A 24,088-nucleotide genomic window follows, 5' to 3' on the forward strand; every position below is an offset into this window, starting at 1 on the left:
ACCGCGATCGTCGACTGGGCTGTCCCGGCGATGGTGTTTCCGCTGGGGCCGACACATTCGTGTCCGAATCCGCCGATTCAGGCCGAGGCGGGTTGCGTCGAGTCGTCGCTGCGGCCGGGTCTGTCGCCGGGTCGGGACGGCGTGCCTGTTTCCTTGGGCTGCTCCCCATTCGGCCCGAAGACCATCCCGTTCCTCCATGCGCTGCGTTCGAACATGCGCTGCAGCGGCGTGGCCACAAAGGTGGTGACCAGTGTCATGAGCGCGAGAATCGTGTACAGCTCGGCGGTGATCAATCCGGCGGACAATCCGATGTTCAACAACACCAACTCCATCAGCCCGCGAGCGTTGGCGAGTGCGCCCATGGCACCCGCCTCCCGCCAGCCCATACCCTGCGACCGCGCGACCAGGCCGACGGCACCGAACTTGCTCGCGAAGGACACCAGCAGCACGAGCACGGTCACCGCGAGCACTGCGGGATCGAAGACGAGGCTCAGTTGGGTGTTGAGACCGGTGTAGATGAAGTACGCGGGCAGCAGCAGGTAGGCGACCAACGGGTCCAAACGTTCCCGGATCTGCTCCAGCAACTCACCGCGCGGCATGCACAGACCCGCGATGAACGCACCGAGCACCGAGTGGATGCCGACGAAATCGGTGAAACTCGCGGCCAGCAGCACGACCACCAGCACAACGACCAGCGGCCCGACCGCGAGTCCGCCCGTGCGTTCGTTGTCACCACTGCGTGGCCGCCACGTGGCCAGCCTGGCCAGCAGCCGCCGTCCGATCAGCGTCATGAACAGTACGTAGGCCGATCCGCCACCGGCAGCGAGGAACGCACCGCCCATGCTGTCCTTCGCGGTGGCCACGACAACGGCCAGCAGAATCCACGCGCACGCGTCGTCGACGGCCGCGCACGCCAGCGACATGGTGCCCAACCGCGTCTTCAGCAGCCCGGAGTCGTAGACGATCCACGCCAGAATCGGGAACGCGGTCACCGCGACCGCCGCCGCAAGGAACAGCGCCCCTTGCCAATTCGCCATCTTGTCGGTGAAGTACCGGCCCTGGCCTACCATCCACCAGCCGACACCTGCGCCGAGCACCATTGGCACCACGACCCCGACCACTGAGGTCGCACCGGCCTGCCGCAGATGCGAGCCGAGGATATCCAGCTTGAACGACGAGCCGACCAGGAACATATACAGGATCAGTCCCAGCTGCCCGACCACGTATATCGCGGTCAGGTTCGGATGCATGATGGGCTCACCGCCCACCTCGAGCTTGGTCGGGAACAGCCACTGCTGGGCTTGCGGCCACGCCCAGCCGAGCACCGATGGCCCGAGCAGGAATCCGGCGACCATAACGGCCACCACCTGTACCTGCCCTAATCGCCGCAGCAGCGGCCAGAACAATCGATACGTCAGCAGAATGACCGCCAGTTGCAGGAACAGGTGAGTGGTGATTTCCAGAAGCGACGGCATCGCAGCTCCCCTCCGTCGAGCAGGCTGGTATGTGACACGAAAGGCCCCGAACCACCGGCCGGGGAATCGACCGGTGGTTCGGGGGGACGGACTGAGTGATCGGCACAGCCGCCGGCTCCGTGCAGTTGTTCTCCCGAGGAGATCCGCGCCGAAAACCGGGGCTAATGGGTGGCGGCTTCGGCACCCGTCGGTGGGATGACCGGGCGAGCCACGGCCGCTATCTCCGCGGCGGTGCGGGGTCGATTGGTCAGCCCGAGTACCGGTTCGGTCGTAATTCGCACACCGCCCATCACCGTGTCCGACAACGGGTCGCGCCAGTGGTCCCACACCGGGGACATGTCCAGGCCACCCATGTATTTGATATTCACCCCGTCCGACTCCGGGTGGAAACGTTCGGCCTCGGAGACGATGGTCTCGGTCCCGGCGCGTTCTTGCTCTCCCGAGGACTCGTCCACATCGGTCAGCCCCGCCATAATCCTGGTGAACGACTCCTGCGGGGAGTCACCACTGTGCACCGCGGTGAGGCTGCTGGCGTGCGAGAAATATTCGGTGGAACCGACGTACTGTTCGTACATTCGTGAAACCAAGGACAGGAATCGCGTGTACGCCCGTCGATAGGTGTACTCGTAAAAGGCCAGTGCGTCGGTCTCGCTCATCTCGCCCCGTAAGGTGGTCGCGATCGCCGCCGAGGCGACCAGCCCCGAGTACGTCGCCAAATGTACACCGGTGGACAACAACGGATCGAGGAAGCACGCCGAGTCACCGACGATGGCGTAGCCCGGACCGCAGAACCGATCCGAGGTGTAAGAGTAGTCCTGCTCGGCCCGCACTTCGGCGACCTGCTGTGCTCCATCGAGCAGTTCGCTCATTGCCTTACTGTCACGGATCGCATCGAGGTAGTACGTCTGTGCATCGTGCTCACGTAGTTTCTCGGCTGCCTGGCGAGCGGAAATAACATAGCCGACGCTGAAGCGGCCGTCCGACAGCGGAATGTGCCAGAACCAGCCGCCTTCGGCGGTCGACGCGACATTGATCGCGCCTTCCGGACTATCCGGATGCAGGTGGGCGCCTTTCCAGTACGACCAGATCGCGATGTTCCGGAACGCCCGGTGCTGTCGGCGCATACCGAAATGCCGTTTGGACAACAGGCCGTCCCTTCCCGAAGCGTCGACGAGGAAATCGAACTCGGTAGTTCGGATTCGATCGTCACCTGGCCCGGTCCATTCGGCGGCTGTCGGACGATCGCCGTCGAACAGCACATTCTTGACGGTGGCCTGCTCGATCACCTCGGCGCCCTGTTCGGACGCGTTGCGGAGCAGAATGTTGTCGAACGCGGCTCGGTCGACCTGCCACGACCAGGCTTCCGCGTCCACGAGTTTGGACCAGTCCAACAGCCACGTATCATCCTGCCACTGAAAGAACCCGCCCCGTTTCACCTGAAAACCGTGAGCGGCAACCCGGTCGTAGGCACCGGACAGGCGCAGTGTCGACAAGCACGACGCCAGCAGCGACTCTCCGATGTGATACCGCGGGAACTTCTCTCGTTCCAGGAGGGTCACCTGGACCCCCGATCGGGCGAGCAGGGCCGCGGTGGTCGAACCGGCTGGGCCGCCACCTACTACCAGAACATGCGGATTGTTCCCCATAGCAAACTCCCTGGAACTGCTGACAACGGATAGTGCGCCCGCACCGGCGGCCTGACCGACTCCGGGGCCCATGGCCGTGGGCAAACCCGAAACAAGCGTTGCCGCTGATTAACTCAAACAAGACTGCGCACGATGTTTAGTGTAGCAACGAATGTCGAAACTTCAAGTACAAGAAGGTATTTGAGAGTTTGACACCTATCGCCATCTGGATAACTGAGGGTAAGCGGATATCTCAATACGAGATACCCGCACCGAACCGGTCGTCACGCGGCATGCAGGGGTGGACGTCGACGACCGCGTCGTCGATGTCGGCCAATGAGTTCCAGGGTTGCGTATTTCGCCAGGCGTGCTTGCCGAAGTGGGGGAGATGGCCTGGTCGTTGGCGGGCGGCGATGGTCGGTGTCGGCTTGGTCACCCTGCTCTTCCTCCTGGAGAATCAGGGTACGGCGCAGCCCGGGGTTGTACGCGTCGTTCGCGCAGAATCGGTCCGGCGATGACTTTGCCGCAGACCTTGGTCGACTCCGGGTAGCGGTCGATCAGCGTATTGCCGTGCGGCGGGCACCATTTGCCGAACTTTGCGCGCACCTGCGCCCGCTGGAGGTGCACCCCCTCGGCGACCCGACCCCTCTCCCGACTCGGCCCGATCAAGCAATTCCCGCCCCGACGCCACCTTGCCGCAGTTGCTCCGGCCAGCTGCGCCCGCAACCACGTTCCTGGGGCAATACCACGCGGCGGGCCATCGCGAAACTGGACGGGGAGGACGTCGACATGACGATGAGCCGCGGCCGCAGCTACTTGCATTTCAGCAGGTCAGCGAGCTAATAAGGACAAAAGCAGCAAGCCGGTTTACGATGTGCCGTGCCGTACTTCGATGCGGTACGGCAGTACCGGAACTGAGGAAATGTCATGCAAGTGATAGAGCGCGACTCGTTGACCGAAATCACTTCGGTGGTAGTGGATGAGGCTGTCCACAACATAGGCCTGCTCAAAGACTTTCATCAGAACCCAACGCTGAAGGATTTCGTGCCCGAGCTGGCTCGGCTCTCGCTGAGCTGGGTGCGACTGTTGCCGGGCGAAGAACTGTCGGTGCACGAGCACCCCACAAAAAGCATGATCATCGTCGCGGAAGGGAACGGACGGGCCATCGGCGACATCACCCGAGACATCCGATCCGGTGACATCGTCGTGGTTCCGCCGGGCTCGAAGCATGGATTCGTGGGCGCCGCGCCGTCAGGTTTCTGGGCTTTGTCGATCCAGTTCGAGGGCGACGGCCTGTACGAGAATCCGGACACCCCGCGCGTCGCCTTCGTCGACGACCGTCCCGACGTCGCGGCGATCCGCGCGGAAAACGACCGGTACCTGCACGAATATCGGAACAACGCCCTGGTCCGGCTGATCGGCGACATCGATGCGCAACCGCCCGAGGTACGCAGCGGGCTGTTGGACCACCTTCAGGGATGGTCGGACGCATTTCAGCGCGTGATCGCCGCGCGGGTCGTCGGGGAGAACGACAGTTCCGCGCGTCCACTTGCCGACGAGCATCTCGCCGAGGAGCTCGGGCACAACGTGCTACTGGCCGAGATCCGCGACAACAGACCGGCGCAGTGGGATCCGGTGATCGCCGCCGCCTCGTCCTGGTTCGTGGATCGCATGGCATCCTCGTCCACCGTGGAGCGCACGGTCCTGTCGCATCTGGTGCTCGAGGGCAGCGGATTGGTGTTCCATGCCGCAGGGCTGTCGTCGTTTTCGGCAAGCCGCTATTTCCAGCTGCACGACAGCGCAGACGCGGAGCATCTCGAGATGGGGTACCGGGCTCTGGCGCAGCGCCGGGACTGGACACCGGCCGAGGTGGCAGAGGTGCTGACGAAAGGCTGGAAGATGATGCACCTGCTGTCCGACCGCATCGCAGAATGCGCGCGGCGGACCGCACCCGCAAACCATGTCTAGCGATCACGCGCTATTCGAAGAGCGCGAGCGCAGAGTCCTGGCCGCCGTGTTCGGTAGGGACAAGGCCGTCATGGCTGAGCTGATGCACCCGGATGGTTACGGATTCGATGCCACGATGGGCTTGGTCAGCCAACGCGAACTCATCGACGGTATCGACGCACTTGCCCAGGAAGCCGGTTTCGAGGCCGATGAGATACGGGTGGTGCCCGCGGGGCCGAAGGTCACCGCGCTGACGTACCGGCTGCGGCAATGGGGCGAGTTCAACGGCGCACCGCTGCCGGAAGTCGTCTACTGCAGCAGCGTGTGGCGGCTCGGGGACGGTGGCTGGCAAGCGATCTTCCACCACGAAACACCGACGCGATCGACCCGGTAACGCCGTGCCCAGCGAGACGCACTTCTGGCGGCAGGCATTCTGTCGGCTCTATGAGACCCGCGTACCCATCGTGCCGCTGGGAAAGATCATGCACTGGCGTGCCGTGGTCGACGCGCTCGGCGTGGAAACCCCGACAGCCCGAGACCTGGCGCTCGTCGCCGACGACTACTTCTACCGACCGCACTCATCTGCTCCGACAGCGGCCGAACTGGATGCGCACCGGCACGAAGGCGCGATAGGCGGAGCACAGTGGCTGCTGTATCCGGTGGTGCGGCGTGCTGGCGCCGACCTGTCGGCTCCTCGCGGCTTCGTGGAGTTGCCTTGGTTCGTGGAGGCCGAGTTCGTCGTGCGCGACAGCCTCGATCGCGACTTGCGACGGTTGCTCGGGGGATCACGGTTGCGGGAGCTGAGCCGGCTGGTCCGCCGAGCCGACGAGCATTTCGAGTGGGAGGTCGCGACCGGAGCGCAGGTCGATGACGAAACCCTGGTGGCCTTCGACCGACTGCACCAGCTGAATCTTACGAAGTACGGGCACTCCCGCAATCATTTCTCCCTCTCCATCCTGCGTGACATCGCGATATCTGCTCTGCGGGAGCGGGTGTGCGTGTTCCTGCACCGCCGACAATCCGACGGCGCACTGGTGCAGGCCGTGCTTGCGATGCACTATCCGGAGTCGAAGACGTTGGAAGTCCTGGTGCAAGGCATAGACCACACCGCGGTGGCCAGGTCTCAGAACCTGTATGCCGTTGCGCTGTACCGGATCTACCGGTGGGGGCTGGCCCGCGACATCCACCGGTTCAACCTCGGCCGCGGCGCCCAACTGGCGAAGCTCAACCTGGGCGCGAACCGATTCCATGTCGTCAGCAACCACATCGCGCCGGTCGACGACACCCGGCCAGTGGATTTCGGCGCGCTGCAGGTCGCGGCGCGCTCGTCGATCGACAAGGCACTGGCCGCGCTGGCGAAGGCCGCCGATCGCCGGGACGGCGGCAGAAACGTGATGCTGCCAAAACGCGCCGAAATAGCGGAACACGAACACAGCAAGGTGATCGCATGAGTGGGCTCGTCACCGCCGGACGGGTCGGCGCGGTGTGGTTGGACGGCAGGCACGTGCCACCCGACCAGGCGAATCTGCCGGTGCTGAGCCTCGGCCTGCACAATGCTGCCTGCGTGTTCGAAGGTATTCGGGCATACGACGGCAAGCCGTTCGCGGCAGCGGCACACGTGGATCGGTTGTGCGCTTCCTCCGCCATGATCGGAATGTCCTTGCCGTGGAGCGCGGCACAGATCGCCGCCGCCATCGACGAGACCGTGACAGCCGCCGGTTACTCCGACGCCTATATCCGGCCGGTCGCCTGGCGGGGGGACGAGGTGATCGGCATCGATCCGACCGGAACCACCGTTCATCTCGCCATCGCGGTGCTGCGCTGGCCGCAGCAAGCGCACGCGCCCCGGCGACCGCTGCGACTTGGCCTGTCCCGATGGGCCAGGCCTGCCCCGAGCATGGCGCCGGTCGGGGCGAAAACCTCCGCCAACTACCTCGTCGGATCGCTGGCACTGGTTGAGGCGAAGCAGCACGGTTTCGACGACGCGGTGCTGCTCGACCATCATGGCAGGATCGCCGAGGCGACCGGCTCGAACATTTTCGTCGTCCGCGACGGCGAGCTGGCCACGCCGGTGCCAGACACTTTCCTGAACGGCATCACGCGGCAGACCGTCCTCGAACTGGCCGGGCACGCCGGCATCCCGACGCGGGTGACCCGCCTGGCGCTGGAAGACGTCTCCGCAGCCGACGAAGTGTTCCTCACCGGAACCGCGGTCGGGGTGCAACCCGTCGGACGTTTCCTGGACACCGAATACCTCGACCACCGTCCGATCACCCAGAACCTGGCGGACGCGTACTCCCGCCTCGTCATCGCCCACCGGGAAAAGGAGAGGCCACGCGTACCATCGGCATAGTCGGCACAGGGATATCGGCGCTGCATCTGGCGCTGTTTTTGCAGCAGCAGGGCATCCGGACGACCCTCTACGCCGACAAGACTCCTGAACAGATCCGCGCCGGCCGGTTGCCCAACAACGTATGCCGGTTCGGCCGGACCAGGGCCCGCGAGCGTGCGCTCGGCGTCGACCACTGGGACTTCACCGACTTCGGCATGAGCTGCGCGCATGTACGGGTACACACCGATCCCCCGATTGCGTTCTGTGGGCACCTGACCCACGAGGCCAGCTTCGTCGACTTCCGGATCTACCTGCCGCAGTTGGTGGCCGACTACCGTGACCGTGGCGGCGCTGTCGTCGCGACGACGGACGTGGCCGACGCCGTCGCCCGGTACGGAGACGACCACGACCTGATGGTGGTGGCCGCAGGCGGCGGAAGCGTCGAAGCCCTGTTCCCCCGCGTCGAGTCCCGCTCCGCCGAGCACCCGGGCCGGATTCTGCTCGCCGGGTTGTTCCACGGGGTGGCGCACACCGAGCCGATGGGAATGCACCTCGAGATCGTCCCCGACGCGGGCGAGATCTTCCAGACCCCGGTCCATTCCGTGACCGGACGAGTAGCGGGCATAACTTTCGAGGCCGTCCCGGACGGACCGTGGGCGTCCCGATTGCGCGACCGGTATTACGACGACCCGGACGCATGCGCGCGAATCGTGCTGGAACTGCTGCGCGACATAGACTCGGAGATACTGGGCCGCATAGATTTTCGTCGGTTTGCCCTCACCCGCCCTCTGGACCTGCTGCAAGGTTCGATCACCCCCACCGTGCGCAGACCGTGGGCTCGGTTGGGCCCGAACACCTATGCCGTCGCTGTCGGCGACGCAGCGGTACTCAACGACCCGGTCACCGGCCAAGGGGGCAACCTCGCCGCTGCCGCGGCGTGGGAACTCGGGCAAGCCATCCTCGCCGACCCCGTATTCGACGAGCGTTTTTGCCGCGCATGGGAATCGACATTGTGGAATCTGGCCGCGGATGTCACCGAGTGGACGGCATCCGCGCTCGGCCCGCCGCCGGACCATGTCGTCGCCCTGCTTCGAGCGGCCGAGAAGAGCCAAGACCTCGCCGACGCGTACCTGGACAACTTCGACGCTCCGAAAGCCATGTGGAATTCCGTGGCGACTCCGCGGCGAGCGACGGCCTTTATGCGCCGGGTCACTTCCGATCTCAGCGCCGAGGCTCCAGACCACACGGTCGTCGATCGGGAGCGACTGCTGCTGGACGCGCTCGCCGGCAATGACATCCGCGCCCTGCATCCGCTCGTCGCGTCCGACGGAATTCTGGTCACCGAGGACGGCTGCCATTCCCGAGACAGCTGGCAGAAGGCTGTCGAGCCGACCTGCAGCCCTGATCGACCGGCCGGCTTTTCCGTGCTGAGACCGGCCGATGACACGCTGCTGGTGACATACCGACAAGGCGCACAGCACTGCTCGACTCTCTGGCGCCGCGATCAGCCCGACCGCTGGGTGGCCGTGGTGCACCACCGCTCCCCCACACCTTCGGAGTTGCCATGACAGTCCGTCCGGCACAGCTCCCCGCCTCCTTTGGCGGGGAGATCATCGAGCCTGCGCATCCCGGCTACGACCAGGCTCGGCAGATATGGAAAGGGCTGGACCGCCGCCCCGCCCTGATCGCCAGATGCGCCGACGTGTCGGATATCCAGCGCCTCGTCGAACACGCCGCGAGCGAAGACATTCCGCTCGCCGTTGCCGGAGCCGGCCACGACATCGCGGCCAGGTCCATGCCCGATGGCGCGTTGGTCGCGTCCACCCTGGCGTTGGATGGCATCGAGATCGATCCCATCCGACGCCTCGCCCGAGTCCAAGCAGGGGTGCGCTGGGGCAGCCTGGTCGCAGCGGCTGCCCGCCACGGACTGGCCACCACCGGCGCATCCGTGGCTACAGTCGGAGTCGCCGGGTTCGCGCTACACGGCGGACTCGGTTGGCTGATGCGTAGTTTCGGAACGGCCTGCGACAACATCCAGGCGTTGGAAGTGGTCACCGCCGACGGGCAGCTGCGAACCGTCGACGCGGGCAGCAATCCCGACCTCTTCTGGGCCATGCGTGGGGCAGGGGCGAATTTCGGAGCTATCACCTCGCTGACGCTGCGCCTGCACCCGGTGAGCCGGGTTGTCGCCGGAGTCAAGCTCTATCCCGCGGCCAAGGCCCGCGATGTGCTCGACGTGTATCGGCGGATCACCGCCGGCGCCGCTGACGAACTGGTCACACACTTCTACTACAACGGCAGCCCGGATGGAACACACAGCGTCGGAATCGGCCTGTGCTTCAACGGCCCGGCGGCCACAGCAGCAGCAGCTCTGACTCCCTTGGAGGCTCTGGGGCAGCCGACGCACGACTCGGTCCGGGAGATGGGAATCGACGAGCTTCAGGCGGTGCACGACGCCAGTACTCCGCTCGGCGCCCGATACCATCTGCGCGCTCATTATTTGTCCGAGTTCAGCGACGCCGCCGCCGATGCGATCCTGGCACACTGCCGAAGCATCAGTGCGCCCTTCACACAGGTCTTCGTGGAGCATCTCGGCGGTGCTGTCGGCCGAATACCGGACGATGCCACAGCATTTCGTGGACGCGATGCCCAGTTTTCGTTCCTCGTGATCAACGGCTGGAAATACGACCCGACCAACATGTTCCGGTTCAACCGCAATATCGCCCCGGAGGCCGACGATGAAACTCGATGACAAGACGGCGGTCGTGACCGGCGCCTCGCGTGGTATCGGGGCGGCTACCGCGGTGGAATTGGCCGCCCACGGCGCGACYGTAATCCTCAACTACCAGAACGAACAGTTCCGGGCCGAGGCCGAAGTGGTCGCGGCGTCGATCGAAAACAACGGCGGCCACGCGCATCTCGTCCAAGCCGATCTGCGGGAAGCCGAGCAGCGCCGACATCTTGTCGACAGCGCGGTGGCACACAGAGGCAAGCTCGACATTCTGGTCAACAACGCGGGGGTCTATCGCCGACGGCGCACCGAAGATATCGACGAGGACTATCTTGCCGAGCACCTCGACATCAATCTCCGCGGTGGGCTGCTCACCACTGTCGCGGCGTCGAAACATCTGAGCGACGGCGGCCGCATCGTCTACATTTCCTCCGGACTAGCCAGGCGCATCGCCGCGACCAGCTCGGTCTACGCCGCAACCAAGGCCGCCATCGAGGCCGCAGCCCGTTGTCAAGCAGCCGAATTCGGTCCACGCCGGATCACGGTCAACGCCATCGCGCCCGGAATCGTCGACACCGCGCAGTTGGCCGGCAACCTCACCCCGCCGGAACGTGCGGCACTGGTCTCCGTCACCGCGCTCGGCCGTGTCGGACAGCCCCGCGACATCGCCACGGTCGTCGCATTCCTCGCCTCCGACGACGCAGGATGGATCACCGGACAAGTCATCGACGTGGACGGCGGCCTACAGTGAGCGCCCGAGCCGTTGGCTGACCAACTCCACAACCACTCCGAACGACTTAGTAGACAGGTTCTGCACGCTCATCGGCTATGTGTGGATGGTCGAGATGGTGAGTCCATCCTGCAGGCTGCGGGTTGGCCTGCCGTCTGGTGCGGCGTGATCCTAGAACACGATCATGTCCGGCTTATCATGGCTGAGGAAGTCGTGGTGCGAGATCTCCCAGGCGTACGCGCCGGCGCGCGGGAAGACGAGAATGTCACCCACTCGCAGCCGGCGAACGTAGGCGTCGCGAGCCAGAATGTCTCTGGGCGTGCACAATTCGCCCGCGACGGTGATGATGTCGTCGATGACACCCGGCCTGGCGAATGGGTACGACCACTCCTGGACCGGAAGCACAGTGAACGGATGGCTGTATCCCCAGGCTGCGGGGAGCCGGAAATGGTGTGTTCCGCCACGCAGTATCGCGTACCAGTGACCGTGGGTGCGTTTGAGGTCGAGTACCTCGGCGGCATACCATCCCGCATCGGCGGCGATCATGCGTCCGAGCTCGAACAGCACACGGATACCGGGTGGCAACGGTGGCACCCGGGCGGCGAACTCGGACAGGTCCAGGTCGGCGCCGCCGGGATAGTCGATACCCATGCCGCCGCCGACGTTCACCACCCCCAGATCGATCCCGAGGCGGGTGGCAGTGACGTTCGACCAATCCAGCGCCGCGGCGACGAATTCCGCATGCGCTGCGGCGTCGAGGTTGTTGCTGACCGCATGCAGATGGAATCCGATGAGTCGGATGCCGCGCAGTTGCCGCACGGTGGCAACCACCTGCGGCAGCAACTCCTCATCGATCCCGAAAGCCGTAGGGGCGCCGGTCATGTGATGAGTACCGAGTGGTGGCGGGCCGGCGCGATTGACGCGCAGCGTGATCGGCACCGGGTCCCCGGTGTTCGGGTTCGTTCGTTCGGCGAGGCGCAGCAGTTCGAGTCGGCTCTCGACGTTTATCGTCGCCCCGGCCGCGACCGCGGCGGCGAGTTCGGCATCGGTCTTTCCGGGACCGGAGAACACCAGCCGATGGGCCCCCGCTGCAGCGGCCTTGCGAATTTCACCCCCGGAAGCGATGTCCATGCCGTCGGTCACCGGCGCCAGCGACTCGAGCACGGCCGGGTGGCTGTTGGCCTTGACGGCGTAGTACAGCTCTGCACCGGCAGGCAGGGCGGCACGGATCTCGGCGACCCGGTGCCGCAGCCGTGCGGTGTCATAGACATACGCACACACCGGGTGGTCGAGTGAGCGCAGTTCCCGCACGACGCGAGATGGAAGAGTGCTCATATATCCGCGAGCGGGTTTCGTACGCTGCACCACAGGAATTCGTCCGGGTCCGCTGCCAGTCGCATGGCTGTGGTCGCCTTCGTCGGGAGCATGTCGGCGAAAAGCGCCTGGTGTTCTGGGCCTGCGGGCCAGGTGTTGCGCAGAACCTCGGCCGCTGCGGCCCACAGCCGATCCGATGCGAACCCGCAGTCCTCGCAAGCTGTGATGAGTGTGGCCAGTGTGCCGCTGACGAACGCTGACAGCAACGTCGCACGCGTTTCGTCCGGATCGGAAGATCGCACGGACCCCTGCGTCCGGGGTACGCCGCTGCGGGCGGCCACTGCCGTATCGACCCGGATGCCGCCGAGATCGCGGTAGATAAGGCGCACGGGCCGTCCGTCCCGAAGTACAACCAGCAGGTTCTGGCCGTGTGCTTCCAGCGCGATCCCGTAGCGGGCGAGCACCGCCCCGAGGCAACGAGCGGCCAAGGCTGCCACCGTAGTGACAAATTGTGCAGCCGCGGTGGGGTTGTCGGCGTATCCGAGGGTGAGCGCTTCGGCCAGCACCGGCATACCGGTGCGCGGATCGACCGCCGCGAGCGCGCCGACCGGGATAGCCAGCTCGCCCGGCCCGGTGCGCGGCGGCCGTCGCAACAGCACAGCGATATCCGCACTGAGTCCGGCATCCGATCGCAATGCGCCCGCGGCGGGCTCGGCGAGCACTGCCATCCCGGGCAGATCCAGGCATGACAACCACCGGCTCAGGGTCGGCCCGTTGTGGACGTTCTCGGCGGTAATATTCCTTATAGCACTGGTCAATTGGGCGGTGAGCGCCGTCTTGACGTGGAGCTCGCCGCCAATTGGCGCGAGCGTCCGCACCGACATCAGCGGCCGTGCGGGCATGCCGACGGCACGAGCACGCAGCCCGTAACCGGTGAGATCGAGCCGGGCGACCTGCCACGGGTGCATGGGCACCAGAATCCGATCGCCTGCACGGAGGTGGCGGGGCCACTCACCCACCGTATGCCAACGCGGCGCGGGAACTTCGACCACGACCAGATCGACGATCGGACGGTGCTCCGGGGCGTACGCACGTACCTCCGAGGCAGAGAATCCGCTTCGGCTACGACAGCACGGGTGAGTCGGATGGCCCTCCACCACGGTCTGTTCCAGATACGCGGAGCCGTCGAACCTGGGATCGGCAGCACGCCGTGCAGACACCCACGACAGCGCGCCCCCGCAATGCGGTGACGCCCGCGAAACCGCCCGCGCGGACGCCAGGTTGGCCGCACTGTTCTCCAATTCGGATGCCAACCGCGCGATTCGGTCCAGTGGAACCGGTAATCGCAACCCTCGCAGAAGGTCAGAGGCGCGGACGATACGTTCTCTCCCCACGAACACCGCGAGACCTGCGACCCCCTTAGCGTGCGGTGCAGCCGCCCCCGCCGGCCCGCGAAGCCACCGTCCGTCGTCGAGTCGCACCCGCATCATCCCACCAACCTGATGACGGCGACCGATCCCCGGAATGGGCTCACGGGTCAAAGCGCCCCACAAACGCGCCAAAATGGCGGCCTCAGCGCCTAGAACCTCCGATTCACTTACCTGGATATCCACCGGTGCAACGGAATTCGATTCCGCGAATCGTTTGGACGCCTCCGTCGGCACGTTCATCAGGCTAGGTTCCCACAACCCGTGCACGGTCACCCGAAAATGACGAACCTCGAAGTGCCGTAACGCGGAGGATGCACGAACCCATGTCCTCGGGCCTGCCGTCGTGACCACAAGTGACCTGCTCCGCTCGGCCGCTTCGAACCGCGCGGTATGCGGCACGCTAGTGCATTTCCGCCCCTCGCAGGTCGACAACGTCGCTGGCCGGCTTGTGTGCTGTTCGGTTCGACGATCCTCGGAACCGGCCGCACACGTTGTTCGGGCGGGCGTTGTCCTTCGCATACGACGGGATCGAGCCTTCGATAACAAACTCCGTCTACCGGCCGTCGCGCTGTCGCTGCTCGGCTTCGATCTCAGCCGCAAGGGCAGATCGCTCGGCCTGATGTCGAGCAAGCAGCTCAGCACTGTAGGCAGTCCATACGGCCTCTTGGGCTGCGGTCATCTGTGCTCCGTCAACTTCGGATTCGACATCCGGATGGGCATCGAGGAACCGACTGAACAGCACACCCATCTCCCGGCTGTGCCGGCGGTTGAGCTCGATCCGTCGCTGGTCCATCTGTCTCCAGTCCTCGCAGAGCGCCAACTGGTCGAACACGACCAAAGCTATGCGCGTCGGGTCGTCCGGCGGGTGCACCCGCAATGTGTGATGCGGATTTGGTTCGTCGTCGACAATCACAACAGTATCGATCCCGGCCGGTAGGTCGGCGGGCCAATCGATCTCATCGGTGGGCTCCTCGACGAGGACCCGGGCGAGCCTTCCTCGTAGGCCCGTCTGGTCGTAGCGCAGCGGCGTGCGGCCGTGATTCTCGCTCATATGATGATCACTCCCGGACTCTAGTGGTCGATCTCATCGACGGCCGGGCGATCGAGCCCGCGACCTCGACGATCTCGTCACTCGCCGCTTCCGATCCGGATGAGCGGCCGCCGATCGGCTGCTGTCTCGCTGAGGCGGGCCGGTCGACGGCGTGCTCGAGGTCAGTTCACTTGGCGGGCATCTTCGCCCCAATACTTCTTGCGCAGTTCGCGCTTGAGGATCTTGCCCGCACCGGAGATCGGCAACTCGGTGACGATCTCGAGACTGCGTGGGGCTTTGTAACCGGCGATGAGAGTCTTTGTGTGATCACGGATCTCGTCGAAGCTGACCTCGGTGCCGGGTTGGCAGATGACGACTGCATGGACGCGCTCACCCCATTCCGGGTCGGGCACACCGACCACCGCGCAGGACGCGACCGCGGGGTGTGTCGCGATCGCGTTCTCCACCTCGGCGGAGTACACGTTCTCGCCGCCGCTGACGATCATGTCCTTGATCCGGTCGACGACGAAAACGTAGCCGTTCTCGTCCATGTATCCGCCGTCGCCGGTATGCATCCAGCCGTCGCGGATCGCCGCTGCCGTGTCGTCGGGACGGTTCCAGTAGCCGAGCATGACGTTCGCGCCGCTGGCGATGATCTCGCCGACGGTGCCCCGCGGCACCTCGTTGCCGAGATCATCGACGATGCGGACCTCCACGTGTGGTGCGGCGCGTCCGGCCGAACGCAGCATGCCCTTCTCGTGGTCCTCCGGTCCGAGCAGGGTCGCCACCGGCGCGAGCTCGGTCATGCCGTAGCACTGGGTGAAGCCCGCGCCAGGGAATGCCTTCATCGCGCGTTCCAGTACTGCCTCGGAGATGGGCGAGGCACCGTAGAGGACATGCTCCATGCTGGTCAGGTCGTGCTCGGTGCGCGCTGGGTGGTCGACAACGAGCTGGATCATCACCGGAACCAGAAGCGTGTCGGTCGCCTTGTGGGCCGAGATCGCCGTCAGCACGGCGACCGGCTCGAACGATGGAATGATGATGTGCGTGCCACCGAGGATGACCTGCTCCGTCCAGCCGGCCAGGTCCGCGAGGTGGAACATCGGGGCCGCGTGCAGCCACCGTGCACCTGGCTTGGGCAGGTATCCACTCGCGATGGCACCGAGCGTCGAGCTGATCAGGTTCGCGTGGCTGAGCATCACGCCTTTGGGGAAACCGGTGGTGCCGCCGGTGTAGTACAGGCCGGCCAGTTCATCGCCGCCGCGGCGGGCGTCCTCGATCGGGTCGTTCGTGGAGATGAGTTCCTCGTAGGACAGGGTACCGTCGGGGGTCGGGCCGTCACCGTAGTGGATCACTGTCTTCAACGCGGGGTAGCCCTGTTTCAGGGCCGGAAGTATCGGCGCGAACGCGTCGTCGATGAGCAGTACCGAGGTTTGGGAGTCCGCCAGCGAGTAGACGATCTCGGCGACGCTCCAGCGGATGTTCACCGGGTTCAGCACGGCGTTCGCCCACGGAACCGCGAGCAGGTATTCGCCGTACCGGTCGGAGTTCAAGCCCAGTATCGCCACGCGATCCCCTGCTGCGACACCGAGTGTGCGCAGCGCACCGGCCAGTCGCGCGACACGATCGCCGACCTCACGAAAGGTCTTGGTCCGGTCTCCGTAGATGAGCATGACGCCGTCCGGGTTCTGCTGAACGGCACTATGCAGGCCTTGCGTGAGATACATTTCCACTTCCTTATTTCCTGGCTCCGCGCAAGACCGGGCTGTCCCGACCGTGGCGCTGTTCGACCTCGCGGACCAGTGCCCGCACTCCGGCATCGCGGGCGAGTCGGTTGTCCAGCACCACGTTTACCGCTCCACGCAATAAGGCGTACGGCTCCCAGCCACTGGGGGCGATGGTCCGCGCGGCGCGCCGAGCGATGCCGTCGGCAATGGTCTCGGCGGCCTCGGCGGCGGTGATTCGCACATCGAGCGGCCAGGGCAGCAGGTCGCCGAGTGCGCGGCCCAGCTCGTCTCGGTCGAGGGTCTCGTGTGTCATGGCCGTTTCGACGACGCCGAAGTAGGCGACGCCTGCCGTAGCACCCACCGCGGCCAGTTCGACGCGCAGCGCACGCCCGAGTTGCTCGACGCCCGCCTTGCTGACCATGTACGGCGAACCACCCATACCGGGTGCGAAAGCGGCCGCCGACGAGACCACGACCACATGACCTTTCGCGGCGACGACGTGGTCGAGCGCCGGATGAACCGTATTGAACACACCGGTGAGATTGATGCCGATGACGCGATCGAAATCGTTGCCGTCCATGGTTCGCAACGTCGCCGGACGCGGAACCACGCCCGCGTTCGCGACTACTACGTCGACGCGGCCGAACCTGGCCACTGCCTCTGCGGTCGCCTTGTCCATCGACGCACGATCTGCGACGTCGGCAACGATCGCGCAGGCGCGATCTCCGAGTGCATGCGCCGCGGTGCGGGCGGCGCCTTCGTCGATGTCGATCAACGCGACCGAAGCCCCGCGTGCGTAGAGGATCTTTGCCAGTTCCAGGCCGATTCCCTGTCCGGCGCCGGTGATCAGCACCGCCTTGCCACGCACCTCGTATGAGGAACCGCCGATCCAGCGGAGCGGGTTGAGCTGTCCTATGTCCATCAGGCACTCACCTCATAGGAAGCAGCGTCGAATCGGCTTGTGCGGCGGCGGTATTCGAAACTCCAGTTCGGGTACAGGCCGGCATTGTGCCCGTCCGGTGTCTGGTAGTAGCTATGACATCCGCCGGTGAGCCACACCGTCGACCGGCTTCGTTCCTGCATCTCGTCGAGGAACGCCTCCTGCGCTTCCGGCCGTACCTCGACGCGGCGCGCGCCCTCGGCTCGCATTGTCTTCAACGCGTCCACGATGTAGGCAATCTGCGACTCGATCATGTAGATCGCCGATTGGTTTCCGGCCGCCCCGAAGGGCCCTAAAGTGAAGAAGAAGTTCGGGAAACCCGACAGAGCACTGCCGAGATAGCTTTGCGGACGCTGCTCGTACAGCTCGGCGATGGTGACGCCGCCACGCCCGGTGAATCGCCCGAAAGCCTCGGAGACGGGCTCGAATCCGGTGCCGTAGATGATGGTGTCGACCGGAATCTCGACGCCGGCCCGTGTCACGATCGAGTGCGGGCGCACTTCGGCGATGCCGTCGGTGACGACCTCGACATTGTCTCGATCGAGAGCAGGCAGATACGCATCGGAGAAGATCGCGCGTTTACAGCCGATCATGTAATCCGGAGTCAGCACCTTGCGCAGATGCCGATCGCGGACCTGACGGCGAAGCTGCCACCTGCCGAGCAGCTCGTACGGGTGACGGAACCGTTTGTCCACGAACCCGATCAACCCGAAGCCTTCGATCAACGTATAGAAGCCACCCCGAATTGCCGTGCCTGCCAGCGGCAGTCGGCGCAGCAGTTCCCGTTCCAGTCCGAGCGTCCTGCGGTCCATTCGCGGCACGATCCACGGCGCCGATCGCTGGAAAAGGGTGAGCGCACCGACCTTGGGCTGGATCTCCGGCACGAATTGCACCGCAGAGGCGCCCGTGCCGATCACCGCGACCCGTTCCCCCGTCAGATCGTGGCCATGATCCCAATGCAACGAATGAAATGCCTTGCCCTGGAACGTCTCCAACCCGAGCAACGATGGATACTTCGCCTCACTGAAAACCCCGGTCGCGGAGATCACGAAGTCCGCAGTAAAATCTCCGGTCACCGTGCTGACGTGCCAGCGTGATTCCGCATCGTCCCACCGGGCATCGAGCATCTCGGCGTTGTAGCGGATGTGGCGCACCACATCGTGCGTTACCGCCACTGAACGGATGTACTCCAGGATCTCTTCTTGCCGGCCGTAGGTGCGCGACCAGTCCGGATTCGGAGCGAAGGAGTAGCTGTACAAGTGCGATGGAACGTCGCACGCGCAGCCGGGATAGGTGTTCGCTCGCCACGTGCCGCCGAGGTCGTCGGCACGTTCCAGAATCACGAGATCGTCGAACCCCGCTTCGCGAAGCTTTATCGCCAGACCGATTCCGGCAAACCCGGCCCCGACAATCGCGATATGCCGATGTTCGGTATCGATGGCCATAGTCAGCGGGTCCTTCCGTGTAGCACCGAAACGAGCCGGTCGACGACGGCGTCGACCGTGGCGCTACGAGTGAAGGTCGTGAGTGCGAGCGGCGACGGAAATCGTTGGCGTGTCGTCGCTTTCGCGTAGGTGAATTCTTTGAGTCCGTCCGGTCCGTGCACGCGGCCGAATCCGGAGCTCCCGACTCCGCCGAGCGGCAGCGTCGGAATGGTCGCGTGCGCGACAAAGGCATTGATCGACGCACCCCCCGACCGGATGCGGTCGGCGATCTGCCTGCCGTTGCGCCGAGCGAACACGGTGGCACCGAGTCCGTACTCACTGGCGTTGACGCGCTCGACCGCCTCGTCCATGTCGCGCACCTTCGCGACGGTCAATGTGGGACCGAACGTCTCTTCGGTGACAGCGGACGAGTCCTCCGGAACATCGACCAAGATCGTTGGTTGCACGAACTGCCCGTCGATCATTTCGAGCCCGCCCAGCAACGCCTTGGCGCCCCTCGATATCGCGTCCTCGATGTGCCTGCGGATCACCTCTATCTGCTTCGGCATCGTGATCGGGCCGATCTTCGAATCGGCACCGCCAGCGGTGATTCCGCTCGCGACCGCGACCAGCTTCGCTACGAACTCGACGTGGACATCGGCGTGCACATAGATGCGCTCCACGGCGAGGCAGGTCTGCCCGGCATTCGACAGCCCGCCCCACACTGCCGCATCGACCGCTGCGTCCAGATCGGCGTCGGCGTCGACGATCAAAGCATCCTTGCCACCGCATTCCATCAGCACCGGCGTGAGGTTCTCCGCACACGCGGCCATGACCTGTTTGCCGGTAGCCGTCGAGCCGGTGAAGCCGATCTTGCCAACGGCGCTGCGACACAACGCCGCACCGGTCTCGGCGAGACCGGTAACCACCGATAACACAGGATGTTCCGGCACGACAGCGTTGAATGCGTTCGCGAGCCATATGCCGGTACCGGTGGCGTACTCGCTCGGCTTGAACACCACGGCATTCCCGGCCGCGAGCGCGAACGACAACGATCCCATCGGTGTGAACACCGGGTAGTTCCACGGGCCGATCACACCGACGACGCCGAACGGCCGATACTCGACAGTTGCCTCCTGGTTGATCGCCAGCAGCCCCGGCGACACCGAGCGGCGGCCGAGCACCTGCTCGGCATGGGCAGCAGCCCACTTCAGGTGTTCGAGCGCCATCGCGATCTCGAGTTTCGCGTCCGAAACGGGTTTGCCCATCTCGGTGTGGATGATCTCGGCCAGTTCCGCGCGTCCGCGGGCGATCTCGGCCCGCCATGCGTCCAAGCGTCGACGGCGCTCGGCGAAGCCGAGCGCAGCCCACCACGCGCCGGCATCGTGAGCTATCGCTACCGTCGCGTCGACGTCGGCGGCGGACTGCACAGGGTAGCTACCTGCCGAACGCCCAGTAGCGGGATCGTGCACCTCGAAGGTGGAAAGCTTGTGGCCTGCACCTGTTTTGATTGTCGCTGTCATGGAATGTGCGCTTCGTCGCTGTAGTGGTGCTCCGCTGCACCGGCAGTCTCAGCCATTCGCCGACTGTACATCGCAACATTTGCCATTGCAATGTAACAGCAACAGATTGCCATCAAATGTTGCATGACGGCTATTCCTTGGTACTGTCGTTGCGTGACACCCACAACTGCGACCTCGACAAACAAGCCCGAGATCGACGATTCGGTGGAGGCCCGCATCTTGGATGCCGCTCTCATCCAGTTCGAAAAGGTGGGCGTCAAGAAGACGACGATCGAGGACATTGCGCGCCAAGCCGACGTCGACCGAGTCACCGTCTATCGGCGGATCGGCTCCCGCGACGATGTGGTGCGGGCGGTCATGACCCGCGAAGTCGAGTCGTTGCTCGCCGAACTCGGCTCGATATCGGCGCGCAACAACACTGCCGAGGACCTCGTCGCCGACATCTTCGTCACGGTGATCACCCGGTGGCGCACGCATCCGCTCGTCAATCGGATGCTGGCCCTGGAACCGGACCGTGTCCTCCCTCAACTCACCACCGATGGCGGCCCGATATTCACGATGTCGGTGGCAGCGACGGCCGCCGTACTTCGAAGCGCTGTTCGAAACGGGCTCCTGACCGATGCCTCCGACCTGGACACCCGCGCCGAGATCGTCTGCCGCATCGTCCACTCGTTCATCCTGCAGCCGCACGGAACCATCGCGCTCGAATCCGAGGATGCCCTACGGGCATTCGCGCGAACATATCTGGTACCGATCATCACCGAATGACCGGGATCGCGCGCTGATCGGCGGTCGATCTCGTCGTCGATGCCGGATCGCGGTAGCCCATCGGGAGTCTCCAGCGGTGGTCCTCTGCGGGCGCCGAGACTGCGGCGTCGAGGTGCGAAGGCTCGGCGCCCCACGGGCAGAACCGCGAGGCCCGCCCACGCAGGCAGCCGATCGTGGGTGAAAGACAACCGCGCACAGGGACTTTCGCTTCTGTGGACAGCCGCGTGCGTGGCAGGTCGTCGAGCCATGATTCGTATCGGTTCGGTGGCACACCGGAGGCCGTGGTGGTGATCGACCCTGATACCGCGATGGCACGAAGCGCACTATGAACAGGTGGGTGGTGTCCGGGCAGCTGATCCGCTTGTGTCGGCGCATGCCGCTAGTCTGCTGGCATGGTCGGACCGGACTCGGCGCTGCGCCGACTGATGCGCGAGGCAGGGAAACTGCTGCAGCCGTATGGCTTTCACGGCTCGGAGGCTATGTGGGTGCGAGTCGTGCCGGGTGGTGTGGCGTCGGTCGGACGCACCCGGACACTACGCACCTGGACCGGCGGGCAGCAGGTACTCCGCTTCGGCCTGAGCCTGAGCGCTACACCGACCGCCTGGTGGGAATTCCGTAACTGGCGCAATACGCAGCTGGGTCTCCCGCTCACGCCGCTCGAGCAGGCGACCGGCCCCGGCCTGATCGACGACCAGGGCATGCCGGGTGACCTGACCGAGTTGTGGTCCCTGCATGTTGATCCGACACAACCGGGCCGGAACGCACTGCAGGCAGACGTCGACGCCATACGCGCCGAGCTGCCCCGGCGTGTGCACGCCTACGCGCGCCGGGCGCTGCGCCTGCTGGAACCGGACCGGTACCTCGATGAACTGCTGGCCGACCCGGACCCGCAGATCGGGACGCGGGAGGCGATCGTCGTCCTGCTCGCCGACCGCGGACCAGGACCGCAACTGGATGACGCATTCATCCAATTCCGGGCGTGCCTCGCGGAACGGGACGTGTCGGCCTACGCAGAGAACGTCATCGCGTACGCACGAGGCCGTGCGGCCCTGGTTTGACCAGGCACGGGCGCTGGTTCAACCCTGCGCCGTACCACGGGCGGGGCGCCGATCGCCCCGTGATCAGCGGCATGAGTGAATGTTCGGTGGGTCGGCGGCTGCTCTGTGCGTCGCCAACCCTCGGAATCGATCACCTAATGCTGTGACCGGATAGGTTCACCAGGTTACTTGTTCGCTTCGTGCCGTGTTGGCGCGCTTGGATGTCCGGGTACGTCCAACATGAAGCGGGGAGGCGGGAATGGCAGAGCGGGTCAGGGTCCGGAGGCTGACCGACCAGGAGGGCCAGCAGTTACAGCGGATCGTGCACGGCCGTGTCATCCGCATCGGCCGGGAAGCCTTACGGTGCCTGCTCCGGCGCCGCGGCATCACCTTCCAACGCACCAAGGCATGGAAGGAGTCCCCCGACCCGGAGCGCGATGCCGAGCTCGACCGGATCGAGCACGTGCTGGAGCACTTCCCGGACCGGGTCTTCGCGTTCGACGAGCTCGGCTCGTTGGGCATCCGGCCCACCGCGGGATCCTGCCGGGCCGAGCAGGGCAAGCCCGACCTTCTGCCGGCGACCTACCGCCGCGCGCACGGCGGCACCTACCTCTATGGCTGCTACTCGGTCGGCGACGGCACGATGTGGGGCGTCAACCGACGCCGCAAAGGCACCGCCGCCCGGCCCGACGGCGCCCCGATCTACATCATCCTGGACAACCTCTCCGCTCATACCGGCGCGGACATCCGCCGCTGGGCGAAGAAGAACAAGGTCGAGCTGTGCTTCACCGACCTATGCGTCCTGGGCCAATCCGATCGAGGCGCACTTCGGCCCGCTGCGGCGTTCACTCTGGCCAACTCCAACCACAGTCACCACACACAGACCTGGGCCCTGCATCGCTACCTGCGCTGGCGCAACGGCAACGCCCGACACCCCGACGTCCTCGCCGCCCAGCGCAAGGAACGCGCCCGCATCCGCAGCAAAAAGGGCATCCGCTCGGGAGGACGCCCCCTCGCCAAGGCGGCATGACCAGACGACCGGGTCTGACTCAGCACGCTGGGTGGCCACTCTGGCCATCCCCGTTGCCCGCAGAAGTCAGGCGTCGAAGCGACTGCGGGCAGCCTCGATGTGACCGAAGTATCGGCGGGTCCAGCCGCACATCCCGTCGACCGTCGCTCGCAGAGCCTGGCCCGGCTCAGTGAGAGTGTATTCGACCTGCGGCGGGATGGTGGGATGCACGGTGCGCTCGACCAGGCCGTTGCGTTCCAGCATGCGCAGGTTCTGGGTAAGCATCTTGTGGCTGATCCCCTCGATCTCGTTCCGCAGCTCGCTGAAGCGCAGGGTGCGGTCACCGAGACCCTCGACAATCAGGAACGCCCACTTGTTGGCGACGTCCGAGAAGATCTCCCGCGCCAAGGAACCCGCACGCGCCAGGTCTGTGTCCTCGGGCGAGCCTGTGAGCTGCTTGGTCACCGTAAGGTTCTCCAGTATCTGAAAAGTGCGTTCTTCCACGTCAGCGATGACTCTCCTACAGTTCCCGAGTAACCACAAGAGACCGAGATCGTCTTGGTCAGGGCTGACACGAGCCCGCCGACGCTCAGAACGAGGAGACAAGCAGCATGGCTATCACCTTTGTGAACCCCAGCGGATTGCCCAAGATCGATGTCTACCGACAGGTGTCGATCGCATCCGGGTCGAGGCTGGTCTTCATCGCCGGGCAGGTCGCATGGGACGCCGATGGGACCACGATCGGCGAAGGCGACCTTGCCGCTCAGGTCGAGCAGAGCTATCTCAACATCGGCACCGCCCTGACCGAGGTCGGTGGCTCCTTCGACGACGTGGCGAAGCTGACCTTCTATGTCGTCGACTGGACCCCCGACAAGATGCCGCCGCTCCTGGAAGGGATCTCCAGGGCAGCCGCGAAGCTGGGGACTACCCCGGCCCCGCCGACCACGCTGATAGGCGTGGCAGCATTGGACGTCCCCGACCACCTGGTCGAGATCGAAGCCACCGCGATCCTCAACTGAAACAGATGGCATTCGCTCACTGAGCAC

22 protein-coding genes are annotated in these 24,088 nt (G+C 65.1%); 11 read left to right on the forward strand and 11 right to left on the reverse strand.

What is annotated here, in order from left to right:
- Window positions 1-77: 77 nt before the first annotated feature.
- The 3 genes from AB4Z47_RS25845 to AB4Z47_RS25855 form a co-directional block, all read right to left on the reverse strand.
- Entirely contained in the window at window positions 78-1,475 is a 1,398-nt protein-coding gene (locus tag AB4Z47_RS25845) for a cation:proton antiporter (RefSeq protein WP_441954426.1), read from the reverse strand.
- A 161-nt stretch (window positions 1,476-1,636) separates the two neighbouring features.
- A complete protein-coding gene (gene qhpG / locus AB4Z47_RS25850) occupies window positions 1,637-3,121 on the reverse strand; it encodes a flavin-dependent monooxygenase QhpG (RefSeq protein ID WP_441954428.1) in 1,485 nt (494 codons plus the stop codon).
- Between the two features lie 232 nt (window positions 3,122-3,353).
- Window positions 3,354-3,536, reverse strand: coding sequence for a hypothetical protein (locus AB4Z47_RS25855; RefSeq protein WP_441954430.1), 183 nt, complete (start codon window positions 3,534-3,536; stop codon window positions 3,354-3,356).
- A gap of 491 nt (window positions 3,537-4,027) precedes the next feature.
- Between AB4Z47_RS25855 and AB4Z47_RS25860 the strand changes: the two genes are divergently transcribed.
- The 7 genes from AB4Z47_RS25860 to AB4Z47_RS25890 are packed head-to-tail and all read left to right on the forward strand — an operon-like array spanning window position 4,028 to window position 10,861.
- Window positions 4,028-5,068 carry a cupin domain-containing protein gene (locus tag AB4Z47_RS25860; protein WP_441954432.1) on the forward strand — a complete coding sequence of 347 codons (1,041 nt, stop codon included), beginning with the start codon at window positions 4,028-4,030 and terminating at the stop codon, window positions 5,066-5,068.
- The gene (locus AB4Z47_RS25865) at window positions 5,061-5,441 is read left to right on the forward strand and encodes a DUF4440 domain-containing protein (protein WP_441954434.1); all 381 of its coding nucleotides are present in this window, start codon (window positions 5,061-5,063) and stop codon (window positions 5,439-5,441) included. Before AB4Z47_RS25860 ends, AB4Z47_RS25865 begins: the two co-directional genes overlap by 8 nt.
- 4 nt (window positions 5,442-5,445) lie before the next feature.
- On the forward strand, window positions 5,446-6,498 hold the full coding sequence (locus AB4Z47_RS25870) for a hypothetical protein (RefSeq protein WP_441954436.1): 1,053 nt from the start codon (window positions 5,446-5,448) through the stop codon (window positions 6,496-6,498).
- A complete protein-coding gene (locus AB4Z47_RS25875; RefSeq protein ID WP_441954438.1) occupies window positions 6,495-7,400 on the forward strand; it encodes an aminotransferase class IV in 906 nt (301 codons plus the stop codon). Before AB4Z47_RS25870 ends, AB4Z47_RS25875 begins: the two co-directional genes overlap by 4 nt.
- A 38-nt stretch (window positions 7,401-7,438) precedes the next feature.
- A complete protein-coding gene (locus AB4Z47_RS25880; RefSeq protein ID WP_441954440.1) occupies window positions 7,439-8,947 on the forward strand; it encodes a styrene monooxygenase/indole monooxygenase family protein in 1,509 nt (502 codons plus the stop codon).
- Window positions 8,944-10,131 carry an FAD-binding oxidoreductase gene (locus tag AB4Z47_RS25885; protein WP_441954442.1) on the forward strand — a complete coding sequence of 396 codons (1,188 nt, stop codon included), beginning with the start codon at window positions 8,944-8,946 and terminating at the stop codon, window positions 10,129-10,131. The genes AB4Z47_RS25880 and AB4Z47_RS25885 overlap by 4 nt, the downstream gene beginning before the upstream one ends.
- Window positions 10,118-10,861: an SDR family NAD(P)-dependent oxidoreductase gene (locus tag AB4Z47_RS25890; RefSeq protein WP_441954444.1), complete on the forward strand. Its 744-nt coding sequence runs from the start codon at window positions 10,118-10,120 to the stop codon at window positions 10,859-10,861. Before AB4Z47_RS25885 ends, AB4Z47_RS25890 begins: the two co-directional genes overlap by 14 nt.
- 150 nt (window positions 10,862-11,011) lie before the next feature.
- Here the strand turns inward: AB4Z47_RS25890 and AB4Z47_RS25895 are convergent, their stop codons facing one another.
- From AB4Z47_RS25895 to AB4Z47_RS25925, 7 genes are all read right to left on the reverse strand, one after another.
- On the reverse strand, window positions 11,012-12,175 hold the full coding sequence (locus AB4Z47_RS25895; RefSeq protein WP_441954446.1) for an alanine racemase: 1,164 nt from the start codon (window positions 12,173-12,175) through the stop codon (window positions 11,012-11,014).
- Complete coding sequence (locus AB4Z47_RS25900; protein WP_441954448.1) at window positions 12,172-13,374, reverse strand: IucA/IucC family protein; 1,203 nt, start codon at window positions 13,372-13,374, stop codon at window positions 12,172-12,174. Before AB4Z47_RS25900 ends, AB4Z47_RS25895 begins: the two co-directional genes overlap by 4 nt.
- 763 nt (window positions 13,375-14,137) lie before the next feature.
- Complete coding sequence (locus tag AB4Z47_RS25905; protein WP_441954450.1) at window positions 14,138-14,635, reverse strand: DUF7161 family protein; 498 nt, start codon at window positions 14,633-14,635, stop codon at window positions 14,138-14,140.
- A gap of 161 nt (window positions 14,636-14,796) precedes the next feature.
- Window positions 14,797-16,341 carry an acyl-CoA synthetase gene (locus AB4Z47_RS25910; protein WP_441954452.1) on the reverse strand — a complete coding sequence of 515 codons (1,545 nt, stop codon included), beginning with the start codon at window positions 16,339-16,341 and terminating at the stop codon, window positions 14,797-14,799.
- A gap of 10 nt (window positions 16,342-16,351) precedes the next feature.
- Window positions 16,352-17,263, reverse strand: a complete 912-nt coding sequence (locus AB4Z47_RS25915; RefSeq protein ID WP_441954454.1) for a short-chain dehydrogenase/reductase — start codon at window positions 17,261-17,263, stop codon at window positions 16,352-16,354.
- A complete protein-coding gene (locus AB4Z47_RS25920; RefSeq protein ID WP_441954456.1) occupies window positions 17,263-18,726 on the reverse strand; it encodes a flavin-containing monooxygenase in 1,464 nt (487 codons plus the stop codon). The genes AB4Z47_RS25915 and AB4Z47_RS25920 overlap by 1 nt, the downstream gene beginning before the upstream one ends.
- Window positions 18,727-18,728: 2 nt before the next feature.
- On the reverse strand, window positions 18,729-20,228 hold the full coding sequence (locus AB4Z47_RS25925) for an aldehyde dehydrogenase family protein (protein ID WP_441954458.1): 1,500 nt from the start codon (window positions 20,226-20,228) through the stop codon (window positions 18,729-18,731).
- A 153-nt stretch (window positions 20,229-20,381) separates the two neighbouring features.
- On the opposite strand from AB4Z47_RS25925, the gene AB4Z47_RS25930 reads away from it, so the two are divergent.
- The 3 genes from AB4Z47_RS25930 to AB4Z47_RS25940 all read left to right on the forward strand — a co-directional run bounded on the left by AB4Z47_RS25930 (window position 20,382) and on the right by AB4Z47_RS25940 (window position 23,063).
- On the forward strand, window positions 20,382-20,996 hold the full coding sequence (locus AB4Z47_RS25930; RefSeq protein ID WP_441954460.1) for a TetR/AcrR family transcriptional regulator: 615 nt from the start codon (window positions 20,382-20,384) through the stop codon (window positions 20,994-20,996).
- Between the two features lie 392 nt (window positions 20,997-21,388).
- Window positions 21,389-22,054, forward strand: a complete 666-nt coding sequence (locus tag AB4Z47_RS25935) for a hypothetical protein (RefSeq protein ID WP_441954462.1) — start codon at window positions 21,389-21,391, stop codon at window positions 22,052-22,054.
- Between the two features lie 238 nt (window positions 22,055-22,292).
- Window positions 22,293-23,063, forward strand: a complete 771-nt coding sequence (locus AB4Z47_RS25940) for a hypothetical protein (protein WP_441954464.1) — start codon at window positions 22,293-22,295, stop codon at window positions 23,061-23,063.
- A 66-nt stretch (window positions 23,064-23,129) separates the two neighbouring features.
- On the opposite strand, the gene AB4Z47_RS25945 is transcribed toward AB4Z47_RS25940, so the two are convergent.
- Entirely contained in the window at window positions 23,130-23,546 is a 417-nt protein-coding gene (locus AB4Z47_RS25945; protein WP_441954466.1) for a winged helix-turn-helix transcriptional regulator, read from the reverse strand.
- A gap of 107 nt (window positions 23,547-23,653) precedes the next feature.
- Between AB4Z47_RS25945 and AB4Z47_RS25950 the strand changes: the two genes are divergently transcribed.
- Window positions 23,654-24,061: a RidA family protein gene (locus AB4Z47_RS25950; RefSeq protein ID WP_441954468.1), complete on the forward strand. Its 408-nt coding sequence runs from the start codon at window positions 23,654-23,656 to the stop codon at window positions 24,059-24,061.
- Window positions 24,062-24,088: the final 27 nt, after the last annotated feature.

The sequence above is a fragment of the Nocardia sp. 2TAF39 genome, assembly GCF_052114905.1.
Taxonomy (GTDB): Bacteria; Actinomycetota; Actinomycetes; order Mycobacteriales; family Mycobacteriaceae; genus Nocardia.